General features: G+C 67.4%; 18 protein-coding genes and 1 pseudogene. 12 read left to right on the top strand and 7 right to left on the bottom strand.

The features are described from left to right. Nucleotides 1-266: 266 nt before the first annotated feature. From FPV16_RS17000 to FPV16_RS16985, 4 genes are all read left to right on the top strand, one after another. Entirely contained in the window at nt 267-419 is a 153-nt protein-coding gene (locus tag FPV16_RS17000; protein WP_227439564.1) for a hypothetical protein, read from the top strand. Between the two features lie 148 nt (nt 420-567). Beyond that, complete coding sequence (locus FPV16_RS16995) at nt 568-846, top strand: hypothetical protein (protein WP_227439563.1); 279 nt, start codon at nt 568-570, stop codon at nt 844-846. Nucleotides 847-1636: 790 nt separating this feature from the next. Continuing rightward, a complete protein-coding gene (locus tag FPV16_RS16990) occupies nt 1637-2518 on the top strand; it encodes an aldo/keto reductase family oxidoreductase (RefSeq protein WP_227439562.1) in 882 nt (293 codons plus the stop codon). A 358-nt stretch (nt 2519-2876) separates the two neighbouring features. Next, complete coding sequence (locus tag FPV16_RS16985) at nt 2877-3137, top strand: hypothetical protein (protein WP_227439561.1); 261 nt, start codon at nt 2877-2879, stop codon at nt 3135-3137. Between the two features lie 258 nt (nt 3138-3395). On the opposite strand, the gene FPV16_RS16980 is transcribed toward FPV16_RS16985, so the two are convergent. Further along, nucleotides 3396-3707: a hypothetical protein gene (locus FPV16_RS16980; RefSeq protein ID WP_227439560.1), complete on the bottom strand. Its 312-nt coding sequence runs from the start codon at nt 3705-3707 to the stop codon at nt 3396-3398. 93 nt (nt 3708-3800) lie between these two features. Here FPV16_RS16980 and FPV16_RS26125 point away from each other — a divergent pair, with 93 nt between their 5' ends. Further along, nucleotides 3801-3935, top strand: a complete 135-nt coding sequence (locus FPV16_RS26125; protein ID WP_264483896.1) for a hypothetical protein — start codon at nt 3801-3803, stop codon at nt 3933-3935. Nucleotides 3936-3954: 19 nt separating this feature from the next. Further along, entirely contained in the window at nt 3955-4203 is a 249-nt protein-coding gene (locus FPV16_RS16975; RefSeq protein ID WP_227439559.1) for a hypothetical protein, read from the top strand. 44 nt (nt 4204-4247) lie between these two features. Here FPV16_RS16975 and FPV16_RS16970 read toward each other — a convergent pair whose 3' ends face one another. After that, on the bottom strand, nt 4248-4544 hold the full coding sequence (locus FPV16_RS16970) for a hypothetical protein (protein ID WP_227439558.1): 297 nt from the start codon (nt 4542-4544) through the stop codon (nt 4248-4250). A gap of 33 nt (nt 4545-4577) precedes the next feature. On the opposite strand from FPV16_RS16970, the gene rsgA reads away from it, so the two are divergent. Then, nucleotides 4578-5690, top strand: coding sequence for a ribosome small subunit-dependent GTPase A (rsgA, locus tag FPV16_RS16965; protein ID WP_227439557.1), 1113 nt, complete (start codon nt 4578-4580; stop codon nt 5688-5690). A 46-nt stretch (nt 5691-5736) separates the two neighbouring features. Further along, complete coding sequence (locus FPV16_RS16960; RefSeq protein ID WP_227439556.1) at nt 5737-6366, top strand: 2,3-bisphosphoglycerate-dependent phosphoglycerate mutase; 630 nt, start codon at nt 5737-5739, stop codon at nt 6364-6366. 39 nt (nt 6367-6405) lie between these two features. On the opposite strand, the gene FPV16_RS16955 is transcribed toward FPV16_RS16960, so the two are convergent. Together FPV16_RS16955 and dinB are read right to left on the bottom strand one after the other, a co-directional pair. Then, entirely contained in the window at nt 6406-6792 is a 387-nt protein-coding gene (locus FPV16_RS16955; RefSeq protein WP_227439555.1) for a phage holin family protein, read from the bottom strand. Between the two features lie 116 nt (nt 6793-6908). After that, on the bottom strand, nt 6909-8000 hold the full coding sequence (gene dinB, locus FPV16_RS16950) for a DNA polymerase IV (protein WP_227439554.1): 1092 nt from the start codon (nt 7998-8000) through the stop codon (nt 6909-6911). A gap of 491 nt (nt 8001-8491) precedes the next feature. Here dinB and FPV16_RS16945 point away from each other — a divergent pair, with 491 nt between their 5' ends. The 4 genes and pseudogenes from FPV16_RS16945 to FPV16_RS16930 all read left to right on the top strand — a co-directional run bounded on the left by FPV16_RS16945 (nt 8492) and on the right by FPV16_RS16930 (nt 13666). Next, the gene (locus FPV16_RS16945) at nt 8492-8911 is read left to right on the top strand and encodes a response regulator (protein WP_227439553.1); all 420 of its coding nucleotides are present in this window, start codon (nt 8492-8494) and stop codon (nt 8909-8911) included. A 138-nt stretch (nt 8912-9049) separates the two neighbouring features. Continuing rightward, nucleotides 9050-11971: a PAS domain S-box protein gene (locus FPV16_RS16940; protein ID WP_227439552.1), complete on the top strand. Its 2922-nt coding sequence runs from the start codon at nt 9050-9052 to the stop codon at nt 11969-11971. Nucleotides 11972-12193: 222 nt separating this feature from the next. After that, a pseudogene (locus tag FPV16_RS16935) lies at nt 12194-12936 on the top strand (Crp/Fnr family transcriptional regulator). A gap of 40 nt (nt 12937-12976) precedes the next feature. Next, nucleotides 12977-13666 carry a sensor histidine kinase gene (locus tag FPV16_RS16930; protein ID WP_227439551.1) on the top strand — a complete coding sequence of 230 codons (690 nt, stop codon included), beginning with the start codon at nt 12977-12979 and terminating at the stop codon, nt 13664-13666. 125 nt (nt 13667-13791) lie between these two features. Here FPV16_RS16930 and FPV16_RS16925 read toward each other — a convergent pair whose 3' ends face one another. From FPV16_RS16925 to FPV16_RS16915, 3 genes are all read right to left on the bottom strand, one after another. Then, nucleotides 13792-14463, bottom strand: coding sequence for a sigma-70 family RNA polymerase sigma factor (locus tag FPV16_RS16925; protein WP_413629315.1), 672 nt, complete (start codon nt 14461-14463; stop codon nt 13792-13794). Nucleotides 14464-15094: 631 nt separating this feature from the next. After that, nucleotides 15095-15778, bottom strand: a complete 684-nt coding sequence (locus FPV16_RS16920; RefSeq protein ID WP_227439549.1) for a peptidase dimerization domain-containing protein — start codon at nt 15776-15778, stop codon at nt 15095-15097. Then, entirely contained in the window at nt 15697-16347 is a 651-nt protein-coding gene (locus tag FPV16_RS16915; RefSeq protein ID WP_227439548.1) for a M20/M25/M40 family metallo-hydrolase, read from the bottom strand. Before FPV16_RS16915 ends, FPV16_RS16920 begins: the two co-directional genes overlap by 82 nt. Nucleotides 16348-16425 lie beyond the last annotated feature (78 nt).

Raw genomic sequence — 16425 nt, 5'->3', positions numbered from 1 at the left:
GCCCGGTGCGAGGGCTCCCCGGGGGGAGGCGGGGACCGACGCGCCATGGCACCGGAACGGATCCTCACGTTCGGCGGCGGTCCATCGCGCTCGGCGTCTTGGCCATGGCGGCACCGCCGCTGACGCTGGCGCCATCCTGGGGCGGCAGAGCCGATGTGCGCACCGGCACAGCGAAACGGATCGCGGCCAGCCATGAAGCATTCAGCCGTCATAGGCGCATGATTTCAAGGTGACGATCCGACCGCGACTCAGGCCAGGAACCCGACATGACCGTTGCACGTCCCTTCCGCTGGCTGCTCGCCCTCGTTACGCTGGTCATGCCGGCATCCCTGATCCAGAGCCGCCCCACGGTCGACGCATGCGAGCGCGGCAAGACGAAGGAACCCCAGAGCCAGGTCGTCTTCCGGCACTACATCTGATCCCGATGTGAGACCGGCAAGGGCGCCGGTCGCCCTTCAGCTACGGTTCAACCAATACGGTCTAGCTTGAGCGGCCTTACGAGACAGGCCGCCGCGGACGCCCGGCGGCGGGATTGCGCAAGGCGCGTCGCGCACCCCCGTGGAAGTCATGCTCGCTCTACCCACAACCACCCTCGGCACGCCCACCCTGCACATCCCGTCCACGATGTCGGCCCCGCCCCGCCCCGGCGCGGAGGCGTCCCACGCCTTCCTGCGCAGCACGATGCCAGCCCTCGACCGCGCCTTCGGCCTCGACTGCGCCGCCGACTTGCCCGAAGACATGGCACGGCTGATCGCCCGGCTTCATGCCGGCCCCTTGGGTGCCCCATCGCAGGACACGGCTTCGGACACCACCGGACTGTCGGCGACGGCCTACGAGCCGGCCTGATCGCGGTGACAGGACGGCAAGGCGAGGCGCTGCCCTTGGCCCGATCCCCTCGACGACGGCGGAGCGCGCGGCATGGATGGGGGCGGATGGATTCCGTTCGACGCGTTTGCCCGCGCCTTCGCGTGCATCGCTCGTCGATCGCACGATGAGACATCTCACCGAACGACGATCCGGCAGTCGATCCGGACAGGGTCCCGGCTCAATGAGGAATGCCGGGCGACCGATAGAGCCGATCGACTTATACTTTCCTGTCGAACGATCTCTGCTTTGGCATGACGACAAGACATATCGGTCTTTCAAATCCGATCCGAGCGGGTTAGTCCTGCCTTGGCCGATAATGTGCGGCGTTACGCGGGAACGTTCCGTATCGCTAAAGGACCGAAATGGACCTCGACGGCGATGTCCTCAAGACATCGTACGGGCTCACGCCTCGGGAAGCCGAGCTGTGCCACAACCTGCTGGCCGGCACAGCACCAGGGAATCAGCCGACAGGCTCGGCATGTCGATCCAAACGACACGGACGCATCTAAAGAAGATCTTCGTCAAAACCGATACGGACAGTCAGACCGAACCGATGATCGTCCTGAGCCGGCATTTCGGGCTTTAGGCTGAAGACAAACCGCCCCTTGATCTTGGCGGACGAGATGCTTTGGCCAATGGGGGATCTTGCGAGGCTGCGATGGCATCCTGCGACTCGTTCGCCCCGTCGCCGCGCCCCGTGCGGATGGGGCGTATTACCACGCGGATCACGAGGTTCTACACTCCCGCCCCTCACACGGGAGCGAGATGCATGACCGATATCGCACGAGCCGGGACCTACGCCCTCGGAGACCGCACGGTGAAGCGCCTGGGCTACGGCGCGATGCAATTGGCGGGGCCCGGTGTCTTCGGCCCACCGAAGGATCGGGCCGGGGCCATCGCGGTGCTGCGCGAAGCGGTGGCGCGCGGCGTCGACCATATCGACACCAGCGACTTCTACGGACCGCACATCACCAACGAGATCATCCGCGAAGCGCTCCACCCCTATCCCGACGACCTCGTGATCGTCACCAAGATCGGGGCCCGGCGCGGTGCCGACGCGTCCTGGAACCCGGCCTTCTCCGCCGAGGACCTCACGGGTGCCGTCCACGACAACCTGCGCAACCTCGGCGTCGAGGCTCTCGACGTCGTCAACCTGCGGATCATGCTCGACGTGCACGGGCCGGCCGAAGGATCCATCGAAGCGCCGCTCTCCGTCCTCGCCGATCTCCAGCGCCAGGGGCTCGTCCGCCGGATCGGGCTGAGCAACGTGACGGCGCGGCAGGTGGCGGAGAGCCGGTCCATCGCGACGATCGTCTGCGTCCAGAACCAGTACAATCTGGTGCATCGGGCCGATGACGCCCTGATCGACGACCTGGCGGCATCCGGCACCGCCTATGTCCCGTTCTTCCCCCTGGGCGGCTTCAGCCCGATCCAGTCGGCGGCCCTGAACGAGATCGCCGAAGGGCTCGGCGCGACGCCCATGCAGGTGGCGCTGGCCTGGCTGCTGCGCCGTTCTCCCAACATCCTGCTGATCCCCGGCACGTCGTCGGTGGAGCACCTGCGCGAGAACCTGGCCGCGGCGGACCTCAACCTGTCCGACGACACGATGGCGGCGCTCGACCGCATCGCCCCGCGGCCCGAGAAAGGCTGACGCGGCGGGGAAGGGAAGGCACTTGGGAATTGAGCGTCCCGGATCGAGGCGACCGGGGCGGCCTGTCTCGATATCGGGCCGTCGGCACAGGCCCTTCCGTCACGAATGGCCCTGCGACACTCATTCCCGAGAAGGGCCGGGATTATAAGAACAACACCCCGCCATATGCTTGTCGAACCAAAGCACATGGCGCTGGCATTTGTTATAATTTATCCCCCTGACCTATCCGGCATCTTTAATCCACGGCGCCATGTGCGTGCCAGCACGCCGGAGATGACATTATTACTTCATATTGGCTTCAAGCAGAAGAAGCAGCCAAGACGCGGCGGCTTCACGAGACAAGAAAGCTGTTGCTCACATGAAGACTTACATTGCCGCCCTTTCGACCGCCCTCGTCATGGGCTTGGCCTCGATCGCGCCCACGACGGCGATGGAGCGCCCTTCGCGTTACACCACGTTCAACCCCTATGACGTCGACACCACGAACTCGATCCAGGCCGATCGTCGGGCACCCTCGTCGTTCGGTTGTCCGATGAGTTCGGCAGCCGAGGGCAACGCCAACCAGCAGACCCGCGAGGTCATGCAATATGGCCAAACGTCGGGCGGAAGCCGCTGCTGAACCAGTCAGGACAGCGCCTTGGCATCGATGCTGAAAATCTTTTCTTACTTCATGGTCGGCATTGCGTCGGTGATGTTCGCAGCAACCATCGTTGGCTCCGCCAACATACTGATGAGCTCGTAGCGCGTCGTCCCGGATCACGATCCGGATCGGCTTCTTCCCATGCAGCGACATCCGCTGTGGGGAAGGAGCCGATTCTTCGTTCGCTCGAATGAACCGCGCGGGAAGCCAGTCCCGGCAGACCTTCGCCGTCCGGCCTCAGGGCCGGCGCATCTGCTTGCCGGCGTAGGCCACGAGCTGGGAAAAGGCCAAGGCCGCCGCCGAGGCCTGGACCCGGCTCGGATACGGCATCGGAGAATGGGCGACCTCCTGGCCGTAGGCATCGCGCAGGGACCAGCCCCAGCGCCCGACCCGTTCCTCCAGCACGTCGAAATGCATGGTCCGGTCTCCGCTCGTGCGGGGCGACGGCGCGCTTGCCGCCGAACCGGCACTGCTGGCCCGCCTCGCCATGCCCGAGGGCAGGCCGGCGGGAGCGAGATTCCCCGATATCCACAGGTCGGCCGTCTGCATCTTGACCTCCGCGCTTGAACTCTATGTTCACTCTATGTTCTTATTCACGGAGTGTCCACCATGCTAGCGAACCCTGAGGCGCGGATCGCCGTCATGAGAGGACCCAGTGTGCCGGGCGTTGCCTATGACGTGGTGGCCGGCAGCAACGCCACCCGTGCCTCTCGCTCGTCCGCCGAGGGCGTGCCATGGGGCTCCGTCAGGGGCGCATCGCTCCTTTCGGCAGCCTGACATGGAGCGCCTCTGTGACGTGAGGGCCTCGCACCTCGTCATCGCCTGCGGCCCCTGCGAACGTCGGGGCGTCTACCGTGTCGCCCGCCTGCGCGAGCGTTTCGGCGATCACGCCTCGGCCCTGGACGTCTATCTGCAGCTGACGCAAACCTGCCGCTGGCAGCGCGAAGTCGGCAGCCGGCCGCCCAATGTCTATGCGGCAGGATGCCGGGCCAAGCTCGACACGTCGGGCGGGGCCGTCGCGAACGGCCTGCCCTCGCGGACATAGGCGAAGGGCGATCTCCCGACGCCACCGGGAGGGGGCGGGCGGATTCAGGCGTCGTCCTCGCGGCCGAACACCTCGCCCTGTTCGGCGAGCCGGGCATCCGCCTCGTCCGTCCGCAACTCCCGCAGGGCGCGGTACTCCTGCAGCCGCTGCCGAAGCTGCGTGCCCGCCTCCGTGCCATCGGCCGGCTCATCCGTCTCGAGGGCGCCCCTCTCGATCGCCTCCGAGGTCTGCCGGTCGAGCGCTGCGCGGTCCGCCTCGCTCAATCCAGCCGGGTCGCCGAGGCCGAGCTCCGCCGCGATCAGGGCCGCGATCTCCTCGCGCTTCTCAACCAGCTTCGACATCGCCACCCCCATCCCATCGAATCCGATGCCCCGATGATCGGGCACCTTGCCGCCGGGGAGCAAGGGGAGGGGCGCCGGAAGACGGGTGGGGCGCTGGTCAATCCGCCAAGGCCCTGTCATGGCTGGCCGGTGACCGATGATCCCAGCAACGCCCATCCCCTGCGGCCCTCCCGTCTCGGATGGTCCGATTTCTTCGAGGAGCAACGTGAACCGGCCGAGGCCGGTCTCGTGCCCATGCGGATTGCGACGGTCCACCGCTCCCGCCTGACCGCCCTGTCCCTCACGGGGCCGGTGGGGCTCGTGCTCCCGGTCCATACCCAGACCGGCGATTTCGCCGTGGGGGATTGGGTCCTGGTCGAGCCCGAAACTGGGACGATGCGCCGCCGCCTGCCGCGCAGGAGCGTGCTGCAGCGGCGCAACGAAGGCGGAGGCCCGCTGCAGCTGGCCGCGGCCAATGTCGATACCCTCTTCGTCGTCACGTCCTGCAACGCGGATTTCAACATCGCCCGGCTGGAGCGCTATCTGGCACTCGCCAATCAGGGTGGGACGAACCCGGTGATCGTCCTGACCAAGGCCGACATGGCGCCCGATGCCGAAACCTATCGGCGGCAGGCCGCGGGCCTGCAGCGCGACCTCGCCGTCGTCACGGTCAACCCGCGCCTTCCGGACGCCGTGACGCGCCTCGCCCCCTGGTGCGGCGAGGGTCTGACCGTGGCGGTCGTCGGCTCCTCGGGGGTGGGGAAATCGACCCTGGTCAACACGCTCGCCGGCCCGGGCCAGGACCTCCCCCAGGAGACCGGCGGGATCCGCGAACACGACGCCAAAGGGCGCCACACCACCACGTCACGATCCCTCCACGCCATCGCGGGCGGGGGCTGGGTCATCGATACGCCGGGGATGCGCACGCTGCATGTGAGCGACGCGGCGGAGGGCATCGACACCCTGTTCGCCGAGATCGTCGAGCTGGCACCTTCGTGCCGGTTCCGCGACTGCACCCATGCCCACGAGCCCGGCTGCGCGGTTCAGGCGGCCGTCGCGGAGGGGGCACTCGATCCCGAACGTCTGACCCGGTGGCGCAAGCTCCTCGACGAGAACCGGACCAACACCCCGGTGGTCACCGGGCCGCGCAGCAACCGTCGACGCTGACCCGCACCCCGCCTTCACCCAACCTCCTGCGGACACCGCTCCCCGAATGCCCTTTCCCGACCAAACCCTCGTCATCGTCCGCCACGGGCAGAGCCTCGACAACGAGCGCGACCTCTTCTCCGGCATCCGTGATCCCGATCTGACGGAACAGGGCGTCGGCGAGGCGCTGAGCTGCGGGCGCCGAATGAAAGAGGTCGGGCTCTCCTTCGACCTCGCCTTTACCAGCGAGCTGACGCGGGCCCGACGTACTCTCAGCCTCATCCTGTCGGAACTCGGGCAGCCCGACCTTGCCGTCCACCGGAGCGCGGCGCTGAACGAGCGCGATTATGGCGAGCTCGCCGGGTTGAACAAGCGGGAATCCCAGGAGCGCTGGGGGGTCGCGCAGGTCCGCGCCTGGCGAAAATCCTACGATGCGGTGCCGCCGGGCGGCGAGAGCCTGGCGATGACCGCCGACCGGCTGCTTCCCTACTATCGGGACGAGATCGAATCCCGGGTTCGCGGGGGCCAGCGGGTTCTCTTGGTGGCGCACGGCAATTCGTTGCGGGCGCTGATCATGCATCTCGACGGGATCAGTGCCGACGCGGTCGCCGACGTGCATCTCGCGACGGCCCAGACCCTGGCCTATCGCCTCGACGAGCAGGGCAGGGTGGTGGAGAAACGGTCGATCTCCGCCTGAGCCCGGAGGTAGACCGGAAGGCGCGCCTGTGAATCAGCGTCAGCGGGCTCTCACGGCGTCCCGGTCCCGCGCGAGCTGGCGCCGCGTCCGCATCGGCTCCAGGTTCGAAAGGGACATCAGTCGATACCCGAAGGCGAACAGACCGAGCGCCACGGCGGCAAAGGCGCCGCCCACGATCAGCGACGCGATCGCCTCCGAACCGATGAGGAGCCCCAGCCCTTTGACGATCGCCACCAGGAGCACGAACAATCCGATCAGGACGAAGAGGGCCGCCATCAGGAACAGGATCAGCGGACGCGCCACCTGCCCGACCGCCGATCCGACCTCGGCCTGGAACAGGGCGAGGTGCTTGGAGAGGAGGATCTGGGTTTGCCCGATCGCATCGCCGACGAGGAGCAGAAGGCTCTTGTCATCCCGGCGGCTCATGCATCCCCTCTCATCGACGTGTTCCGATCAGACCCGGCCGGTCCCTGCGCAGACAAGCCAGATAGGGCCGCCGGGGTTGCGCGGCAATCGCCGCACATTCCTGCCCGGTACCTGCATCAGATCGCGAGGCCGAGCTGGCGCGGTCCCTCAGCCTCGCCCTGCTGCAGGCCCGACAGGGAGACACCGAGCAGGCGAACGCTGCGGCGGAGCGGGAACACCGTGCGGAGCAATCCCAGCACCGACTGCATCATCGCATCGCGGCCGGCCACCGGGACCTCGAAGGACTGCGCCCGGGTGATCTGGACGAAATCCGAGAACTTCACCTTCAGCGTGACGGTGCGTCCGAAGACGCCCTTGGCGGTGCAGGAGGTCCAGACCTTGTCGATCAGCGGCGCCAATCGCGCCGCCATGGTGTCGAACTCGGTGAGATCCTCCGAGAAGGTGGTCTCCGCCCCCACCGATTTGCGGATGCGGTGGGCGCGCACCTGCCGCTCGTCGATGCCGCGCGCCACCGAATGATAATAGGCCGCCGAGCTGCCGAAGGCCGCCTGCAGCTCCTCGAGCGAGCGGGCCTTCAAGTCGCGGCCGGTGAGGATGCCGAGGCGCTTCATCTTCGCCTCGGTGACGGGACCGACGCCGTGGAACCGGCCGATGGCCAGATCCTCGACGAAGCCCGGCCCCATCACCGGCGTGATCACGAACAGAGCATCGGGCTTGCGGAAGTCCGAGGCGACCTTGGCGAGGAACTTGTTGTAGGAGACGCCCGCCGAGGCGACGAGGCCGGTGCGCGCGAGGATCTCCGCCCGGATCACCCGCGCCACCTCGGTAGCGGTGGCCAGCCCCTGCAGGTTCTCGGTGACGTCGAGATAGGCCTCATCGAGGGCCACCGGCTCGATGATCGCAGTATGCTCGGCAAACACCGCGCGGATCTCCTCGGAGATCGCCCGGTAGACCTCGAAGCGCGGCTTGACGAAGACGAGGTCGGGGCACAGGCGCCGCGCCGTGACCGAGGGCATGGCCGAGCGGACCCCGAAGACCCGCGCCTCGTAGCTGGCGGCGGCCACCACGCCGCGCTCGCGCGACCCGCCGACCGCGAGGGGCCGCCCCCGCAGGGCCGGATCGTCGCGCTGCTCGACGGAGGCGTAGAACGCATCCATGTCGATATGGATGATCTTGCGGACAGGGCTATCGTCGCCGGAACTCGACATCGGATCGGGCTGTCACATCGGTGCGTGGGCAATGAGCGGGCGTCGTTCAGCAATCATCGTGGGGAAGGCGCTATGTTCGGTTTTTGTTCCTCGCGGTTTCAGGGGTTCCGGTCAACCCGGCTGCGGCTGGCCAGGGCGATCGCTCGCAGCCGTGTGAGCGGCTTCGCGGCGCGAAAGCCTGAGCCCGCGGAGGCGGGCGCCGGCGACTGAGGCCAGCGAGCCAGAGCAATCGCTTCAAGCGATTGCCCTGATCGAATGGCACCGCAGTCTGGACTTTCCCATGATGGGGCGCATGATGATCCCCCCCCGGCTCGCCGGTTCTCCCGTGCCTTGCGGGGAACGACCACCCTGATGGAGGAGGACGCCATTCCCCTGCACCCTGGCGCTGCCTCTCTCGAACCGGGCACGGGAGACCGACGATGCCGAGTGATTCACGAAGTGTCTCTCCCGGAGCTCCCGCTGCGCCGTCGTCCTTCGAGCGAGAGCCGACCGTGACGGGGCGTCTCGTAAGGCCCTCCAGGCGGGCCCTCCGGGGACGGCGCATCCTGGTGGTGGAGGACGAGTACTTCCTGGCCGATGAACTGGCGCGGGGCCTGGCCGAGGCCGAGGCCGAGGTGATCGGTCCCATCGCCACCGCGGAAGGCGCCCTTGACCTCCTCGAAGGCCCGGCTCCCCCCGACGCGGCCATCCTGGATGTGAATCTCGGAGGCGAGGACGTGTACCCGGTGGCCGATGCGCTCCTCGCCCTCGGCGTCCCGTTCCTGTTCACCACCGGCTACGATCAGGCGACGATCCTCGGCCGCTACGCATCGGTCCGGCTGCTGGAGAAGCCGATGGATACCGCGATGGTGTTGCGCGAACTCGACCTCATCCTCGACGATCGGGCATCACGGACGGGCGCGGCCGGATAGAGTTCGCTCGGCCCCGGAAAAGACATCGGCGGTCATCGGCGCAGGAATTTGATCGAAACCTTGCGCGAGAGTAGGCTTCATGACGCCGTCGGTCCGCCTGACTGCCGCGACTTCAAGCGAACGGCGAGCATCAGAGACATGACACCGACGGTGCTGCCGGATGTGTTCGCGGGCCTGGATGAGGTCTTGATCACCGACGCGCTGGCGACGCGTCCCGTACGTCCTCCCGACTACGAGGCGGAAGCCCGCGCGCTGGCCGAACTGGCCCGGGAGCTCGCCGTCAGCCCGGCCACGGTCCTGCAACGCCTCGTGGACATCCTCGTCGGGATGGGCATGGCCGGATCGGCCGGTATCAGCATTCTCACATCGGGGAAGACATCGGGGGAGGGGGCGAAGTGTGTCCGCGGCCGGGCGATCGCAGGATCGTGGGCCGCGCATCCCGGCGGCGTCATCCCCTTCGATGCAAGCCTCTTCGATGAGAGCCTTTCCGGCCTCGCGGTCACCCGCGACACCCCCCTGCTGTTCTCGCGCCCGCATGCTCGCTTCCCGGCGGCCAAGGTCGAGCCGCTCATCCGGGAACTCCTGCTGGTGCCGTTTCATGCCGGCGACGAGCCGGTCGGCACGCTCTGGGCGATCGCGCATGACCGCGATCGCGCCTTCGACGGCGAAGACCTCCGCCTGTTCACGGAGCTGGCGCGCTTTGCCTCCGCCGCCTACGTCATGACCGGCGCCCTCGATGAGGCGCAGGCCGCCAGGACGGAGCTGGGCGAAATCGAGGCCCGGCATCGCGCCGAACTCGAGCGGGAAGTGGTGGAGCGCACGGCCGGGCTGCGGCTGAGCTGTGACCTGGTCCAGGCCACGCTGGACAGTTCCGCGGACATGATCCAGGTCTTCGAGGCCGTCCGGGATGCCTCGGGCGAGATCGTCGATTTCCGCTGCCGGCTGAACAACCACACCTCCGAGTGCCGCTTCGGCGAGATGCGCGGACAAAGCCTTCTCGCATGCGATCCAGGCGTGGTCCGGGACGGCATCTTCGACGCCTTCCGGCGGGTCGTGGAGACAGGCCGGCCCGCAGTGGCCGAGCGCCGCCATGCTTATGGGCAGTGCGACGGCTGGTTCCATCAATCGGTGGTGAAGCTCGGCGACGGCGTGGCGACCACCACCAAGGAGATGACCGCCTGGAAGGAGGCGCAGGAGGAGATCCTGCGTTTGCGCGACGCGGTCGCGCAAGTAAGGCTGGAGGAGAGCGAGGCGAAGTACCGCCACCTGTTCAACTCCATCGTCGAGGGCTTCTGCATCGTCGAGCTGATGTTCGACGACCGGCAGCAGCCGGTCGACTACCGGTTCCTCTCCGTCAACCCTGCCTTCGATCAGCAAACCGGGCTCGGCGACGTCACCGGCCGGACGATGCGGGACCTGCTCCCCGGGCTGGAAGCGAACTGGTTCGAGACGTTCGGCCGGATCGCTCTGAACGGCGTGGCGGAACGGTTCGAACGCCGGTCCATCGCTCTCGGATCCTGGTACGAGGTCTACGCCTTCCGCCTCGGCACCGCCGAGCAGCGGCAGGTCGCCATCCTGTTCAAGGACATCCAGCCTCGCAAGCGCACCGAGGCGGCGCTGCGCGAGAGCGAGGAGCGGTTCCGTGCCTTCGTCACGGCCAGCTCGGACGTAGTCTATCGGATGACCGCGGACTGGTCCGAGTTGCAGCGGCTGGAGGGGCGCGCCTTCGAAAACGCCCCGGACCAGCCGAACGGGACTTGGCTGGACCGCTACATCCGTCCCGACGATCAGGCGGAGGTCCGTGCCGCCATCGACCGGGCGACCGCGACGAGATCGATCTTCGAGCTGGAACACGCGGTGATCCGCAGCGACGGTTCGCTCGGCTGGAGCGTGTCACGGGCGGTCCCGATCCTCACCGAGACGGGCGAGATCAAGGAATGGCTGGGGGCGGCCAGCGACGTGACGGCACGCAGGAAAGCCGAGGCGGCTTTGCGCGAGAGCGAGGAGCGCCTCAGCCAATTCGGTGAGGCCTCGTCCGACGTCCTCTGGATGCGCGATGCCGCGACCTTCCAGTGGATCTATCTCACCCCGGCCTTCGAAACGATCTACGGCCTCGACCGCACCACGGCCCTCTCCGGCGACCACATGGTGAGCTGGGTCGAATTGATCGTGACGGACGATCGCGAACGGGCGGTGGAGAGCCTGCATCGCGTCCGGGCGGGCGAGCGCATCACCTTCGAGTATCGCGTCAGGCGGCCCCGCGACGGCGGTATCCGCTGGATACGGGACACCGGCTTCCCCATGCGCGACGCCGACGGCGCGGTGTGCTGGATCGGCGGCCTGGGCCGGGACATCACCGAGGAGCGGGAGATCGCCGAGCATATGAGCGTGCTCGTGGCGGAGTTGCAGCACCGCACCCGCAACCTCATGGCGGTGGTGCGCGCCACGGCCGACCAGACCCTGCGGAACAGCAGCGGTCTCGCCGACTTCCGGGAGCGCTACGGCACGCGTCTGGCGGCCCTCGCCCGCGTGCAGGGATTGCTGTCCCGCCTCGCGGAGGGCGAGCGGGTCAGCTTCGACGAGTTGATCCGAAGCGAAGTGGCGGCGCTCGACGGCGAGGCGTCGCGGGTCAGTCTGAGCGGACCGAAGGCGGTGGCGCTGCGCTCGTCGACGGTCCAGATCTTCGCGCTGGCCCTGCACGAACTAGCGACGAACGCACTAAAATACGGGGCCCTGGCACAACCGCAGGCGCATCTCGAGATCCGCTGGCACGTGGAGCATGCGGAACCGGAGCGGGCTCCCTGGCTGCATGTGGATTGGCGTGAGCGCGGCGTGCGGATGCCGGCGCGGGATGGCCTGCCACAGGGGAACGGCTCCGGCCGCGAACTGATCGAGCGGGCGTTGCCCTACCAGCTCGGCGCCAGAACGACCTTCGCGATGGAGCCCGACGGCGTTCACTGCACCATCGCACTGCCCGTGTCGGGACATACGATCCGGGAGAGAGCCAAAGCCGCTGCACGGCGGAGGCCGGGGCCGGCCGATCCCGATCGCGGAGGATGAGGAAGCCTGCCCGATCGCATGCGCCGCCGGGAGACGCCCCGAAAGTGAAGCCCCGGACGGGGCGGCGGCGATCGAGACACAGCGCGACGGCGGGCACCGCGCTCCGCAAGGTATTACCCCTCCATCCGATGAGGTTAACCGACGACGATCGAGACTTTGATGCAGGTGAATGACCATACGCTGGCAATTCCCTATTCGTCTCATGTGTGCGATAAAGAATGCATGCCGCACTACTTCCTCCGCAAGCTTGATCAGTTCACGAAGCTCTCGCATGACGACCGGCAGGCCCTGGAAAGCGCGGCCGGCAAGCGGCGGACCATTGCGAAGCACTCAGACCTCATCAATGAGGGCGACAATCCTCATCACGTCAACCTGATCCTGGACGGATGGGCATGCCGCTACAAGCAGCTCGACGATGGCCGGCGCCAGATCATCTCCGTCTTCGTGCCCGGCGATCTCTGCGACAGCCATGTCTACATCCTGCGCGAGATGGACCATTCCATCGTGGCCCCCACCCCGTCAGGCTGGCCGAGATCTCGCGCGCCACGCTGGAACGGATGGCCGACGACAACGGGCGGGTGATGAGGGCGTTATGGTGGGACACCCTGGTGACGGTGGCAGTTCAGCGCGAGTGGACGGTCAATCTCGGCCAACGCACCGCCCTGGAGCGTCTCGGCCACCTCTTCTGCGAATTGTTTCTGCGTCTGCGCGGGGTCGGCCTGACGGATGGCGCCACCAGCGACCTCCCCCTGACCCAGGTGGAACTGGCGGATGCGCTCGGTCTCTTGAACGTGCACATCAACCGCACGCTTCAGGAATTGCGGCGTGCCGGCCTGATCGTGCTCAGGGGTGGGCGCCTGACCATTCCCGACTTCGATGCCCTGCAGGGGGTATCGCTGTTCAACCCGAACTACCTGCACCTCGACCACGAGGGTCGTCAGTTCGATGCCGACGGATCGGTGTGATGCCGAACCGGTCTTCTCTCCAGCACGCCGTGGAACTGCGATGACGATGGGATCCGACCCGACGGGCGCCGAGGAACGGGTGGTGCTGCTGGCCGAGTTGCAGCACAGGGTGCGCAACACCCTGGCGACGATGCGGCTGATCGCGCGGCGCTCGGCGGAATTCAGCGAGAGTCTGGAGGACTACACCGCGCATCTCGACGGGCGGCTGGCCGCCCTGGCACGGGTGCAGAACGTCATCATCCAGAATCCCACGGCCGGGGTCGATCTCGACCGCCTCGTTACCGATGAGCTCACGAGCGCGCTCGCCTACCAGGATGGGCGCACGCGCGTGGACGGACCGGATCTGAGGCTGCATCTGCGTGCCGCCGAGCCCCTCGCGCTCGCCCTGCACGAACTCTCGACGAACGCCCTCAAGTTCGGAGCCCTGGCCACGCCGACGGGCCGCATGACGGTGATCTGGCGGATCGAGGAGCGGGACGGCGGCCCCCACCTCGTCTTCGATTGGTTGGAGCGTGGCGTGCCCCTGGACGAGCAGGCGTCTCGGCGCAGGGGGTTCGGCACGGTCGTGCTGGAGGAGATGCTGGCGTACAGCCTGCAGGCCGCGACGAGCCTCACCTTCGCGCCCGACGGCTTGCACTTTCGCCTGACGCTGCCCCTCACCAGCCGGACCTTGCACGACGGGACCGGCGACCCCTCGCCCCTCCTCCACCCCCTTGACGGCCAACTCTGAGCAGGTTTCGCAGAAGTACCTCCCCCGGTTCTGGGATCAAACCCTGCTGAGCGGGCCATGGAACGATGCCTCGCGCCGGGAAGGCGCGGTGTTCTTCCCCTCCTCGAGAGCGCGCCCCTGGGCCATCATGACAGACCCAGAGCCGTCGCGAGGCGTTCGCGAGCCCGGCTGACCCGGCTCTTCACGGTGCCGACAGGACAGCCGAGGATGGCGGCCGCCTCCTCGTGCCTGAGCCCGTCCACCGCCACCAGCAGCAGGGTCTCCCGCTGCTCCGAGGGGAGGGCATCCAGGGCGCCCTGCAACGCGACGAGCGCGACCCGGTGCTCCTGGTCGGGGGCCGAGGACAACGCTCCCGCGATGACCCCGTCGACGTCCTCGATCTCGCGTCGCAGGCGCTTGCGCTGGTTCAAATGGGTGTTGCGCAGGATCGTGAACAACCATGCGACGAGGTTGGTGCCGTCCTTGAAGCGGGACCGGTGCTCCCAGGCCCGCATCAAGGTCGCCTGGACCATGTCGTCGGCCTCCGCGGCGTTGCCGGTACGCAGGAGGGCGAAGCGGCGCAGGCGCGGCACGAGGGCGATGAGGTCGTCGCCGAACGCCTTCGTAACCTGTCGTTCCGCTTCCGCGTCGAGGAGGGCGGCCCTCAATCGAAGCAGGACCCGGCCGAGCCGCGTATCGGCATTGACCGCGTCGACTTTTGGAATGAGTTCGTCCAGTCGCTGTCCGATCCGGTCCTGGACATGACGGGGCAATCCCTCACCCGGCGAAGGTTCCTCGGAGATTATGTTGACGTGCATAGGGAGAATGCGCCCTTCTTCCGGGCAATGACCGGGCGTGTCCGCCCCTCTACGGTGGAACATGCGAGGCTGGTTGTGGCTGATCGCTCGCGCTCACGTCAATGATACAGATATACCAGACATGATCTTGTCCGGCCCGGAACCCGTCGGGTCACTGCACCTGCTACGGCTTGGCTTCACCCAAACGGCAACCCGAGCTGCCTCGCCCTCATCCTGAAGGACGTATCGGGGCGGTTCGAGGCCGAGGAGCGGTTCGAGGCCACCTTCAACGCCGACCCCGCGCCGGCCGTGATCTGCCGGCTCTCGGACCTGCGCCACGTCAAGCAGTTCGGCCGAATGCGGGCTGCGATGGGACATGATCCCATCTGAAAACTACGATTTGACCGGGTTCTCGATAGCGTAAGCTCGGAATGGGGCGGGGTCATACGTCGAGGCCGCTCCACAACCCGGGATGGGGGTTAGTCAGTCCGCAGGAATCGCTCGGCACAGGGCGAGACCGACCTCGGCGCACCCGAGGGGGCAGCCTGGATGAGCGTCCCTGGGCATCCGCACTACCGGGTCGAACGGTCGGCCCGGACGACGCCATGGGTCTGGTGCGGATGCGTGACCATGTCGAGACGGACGTTGCCGATCAACGGCCCGTGTCCTGTGCCGCCTCCATCACGAGGCGGGTCGCGAGGTAGAGCCGCGGCGTGATGCTGGCGAGGACCGCGAACTCATCGGTGCTGTGATAATGGCCGCCGACGATGCCGAGCGATTCGAGGATGGCGGGTTTTGCCGGGCTGTCGGGCTGGAAGGCATAGCCCGCATCGGTGCCGCCGCCGATTTCGGCCAGCGCGAGGTCGCCGCCGATCTCGGCGTAGATCGCCTTCGCGCGGTCGCCGAGCGACGTCGTTGCGGGATTGCGCGGCAGCGGCGGACGGCCTTTGGCGAGATCGAAGGTCACCTGCGTGTCGGGAACGCGATGCACGCCGACGATCCTGCGGGCGTCAGTCAGGATGCGGTCGTACTCGCTCGGCACGAAGTAGCGCATATCGCCCTCCGCCTTGGCGGTCTCGGGGATGATGTTCGGCTTGGTGCCGCCCTGGATCATGGTCCAATGCAGGCTGGTCCCTTTGCTCGGGTCACCGAGGTCCTGCAGTTGGAGGATCTGGTGGGCGAGTTCGACCACCGCGTTGCGGCCGGCTTCCGGCGCGCCCCCGGCATGGGATGCGCGTCCCTTCACCGTCAGGCTCACGTAGTTGATGCCCTTGGTTGACACCGTGACGGCGTCGACGCCGGCCTCGGCGAACGAAGGCTCGAAGGACAGGACCACGTCCTGCTCGCGGGCGATCCTGGCGATCTCGTCACGTGACCCGCGCGAGCCGCGCTCCTGTCCGGATTGAACACCACCGTGAGGGTGCCGTAGCCGTCGAACCGCAATGTCTCCAACGCATTGAGGACATGCAGGATCATCGCGACGCCGCCCTTGGCATCGGCAACGCCCGGTCCGTAGGCGCGGCCGTCGCGCTCGGTATAGGGGCGCCTGGCCGCGTCCCCTGTGCCGAACACGGTGTCGTAATGCACCAGCAGCAGGATTTTGCGCGTGCCCTTGCCGGATCGTGTGCCGATCAGGGTGTTGCCGCCGAAAGCCGGGGCGGTCCGGGTGCTCACGGTCAGCCCCGACGCTTCGAGGCGCGCCGTCAGAACCGCTTCGACCTTGGACAGACCGGGCACATCGCCGGTTCCGGTATCGACGTCGACGAGCCCCTTCAGAGTCTCGCGATACGGGCCATTCTGGGCCTCGGCCGCTGCCAGCACGGCCTTGTCCGGCGCGGACAGGGCGGGAACGGGCGCCAGGGCCGCGAACAGCGTGAAGGCGAGCGAGGAAGCAAGCGTGCGCATGGAGATCCTGGTCATCGGCGGCCAACCCAGCGCGGCCCGTCATGCAGCACGCGCCGGGTCCGCGTTCCTCGGAAGGTG

The sequence above is a fragment of the Methylobacterium sp. W2 genome (genome assembly GCF_020662345.1).
GTDB lineage: Bacteria > Pseudomonadota > Alphaproteobacteria > Rhizobiales > Beijerinckiaceae > Methylobacterium.
This window is presented reverse-complemented; position numbering and strand designations above follow the sequence as displayed.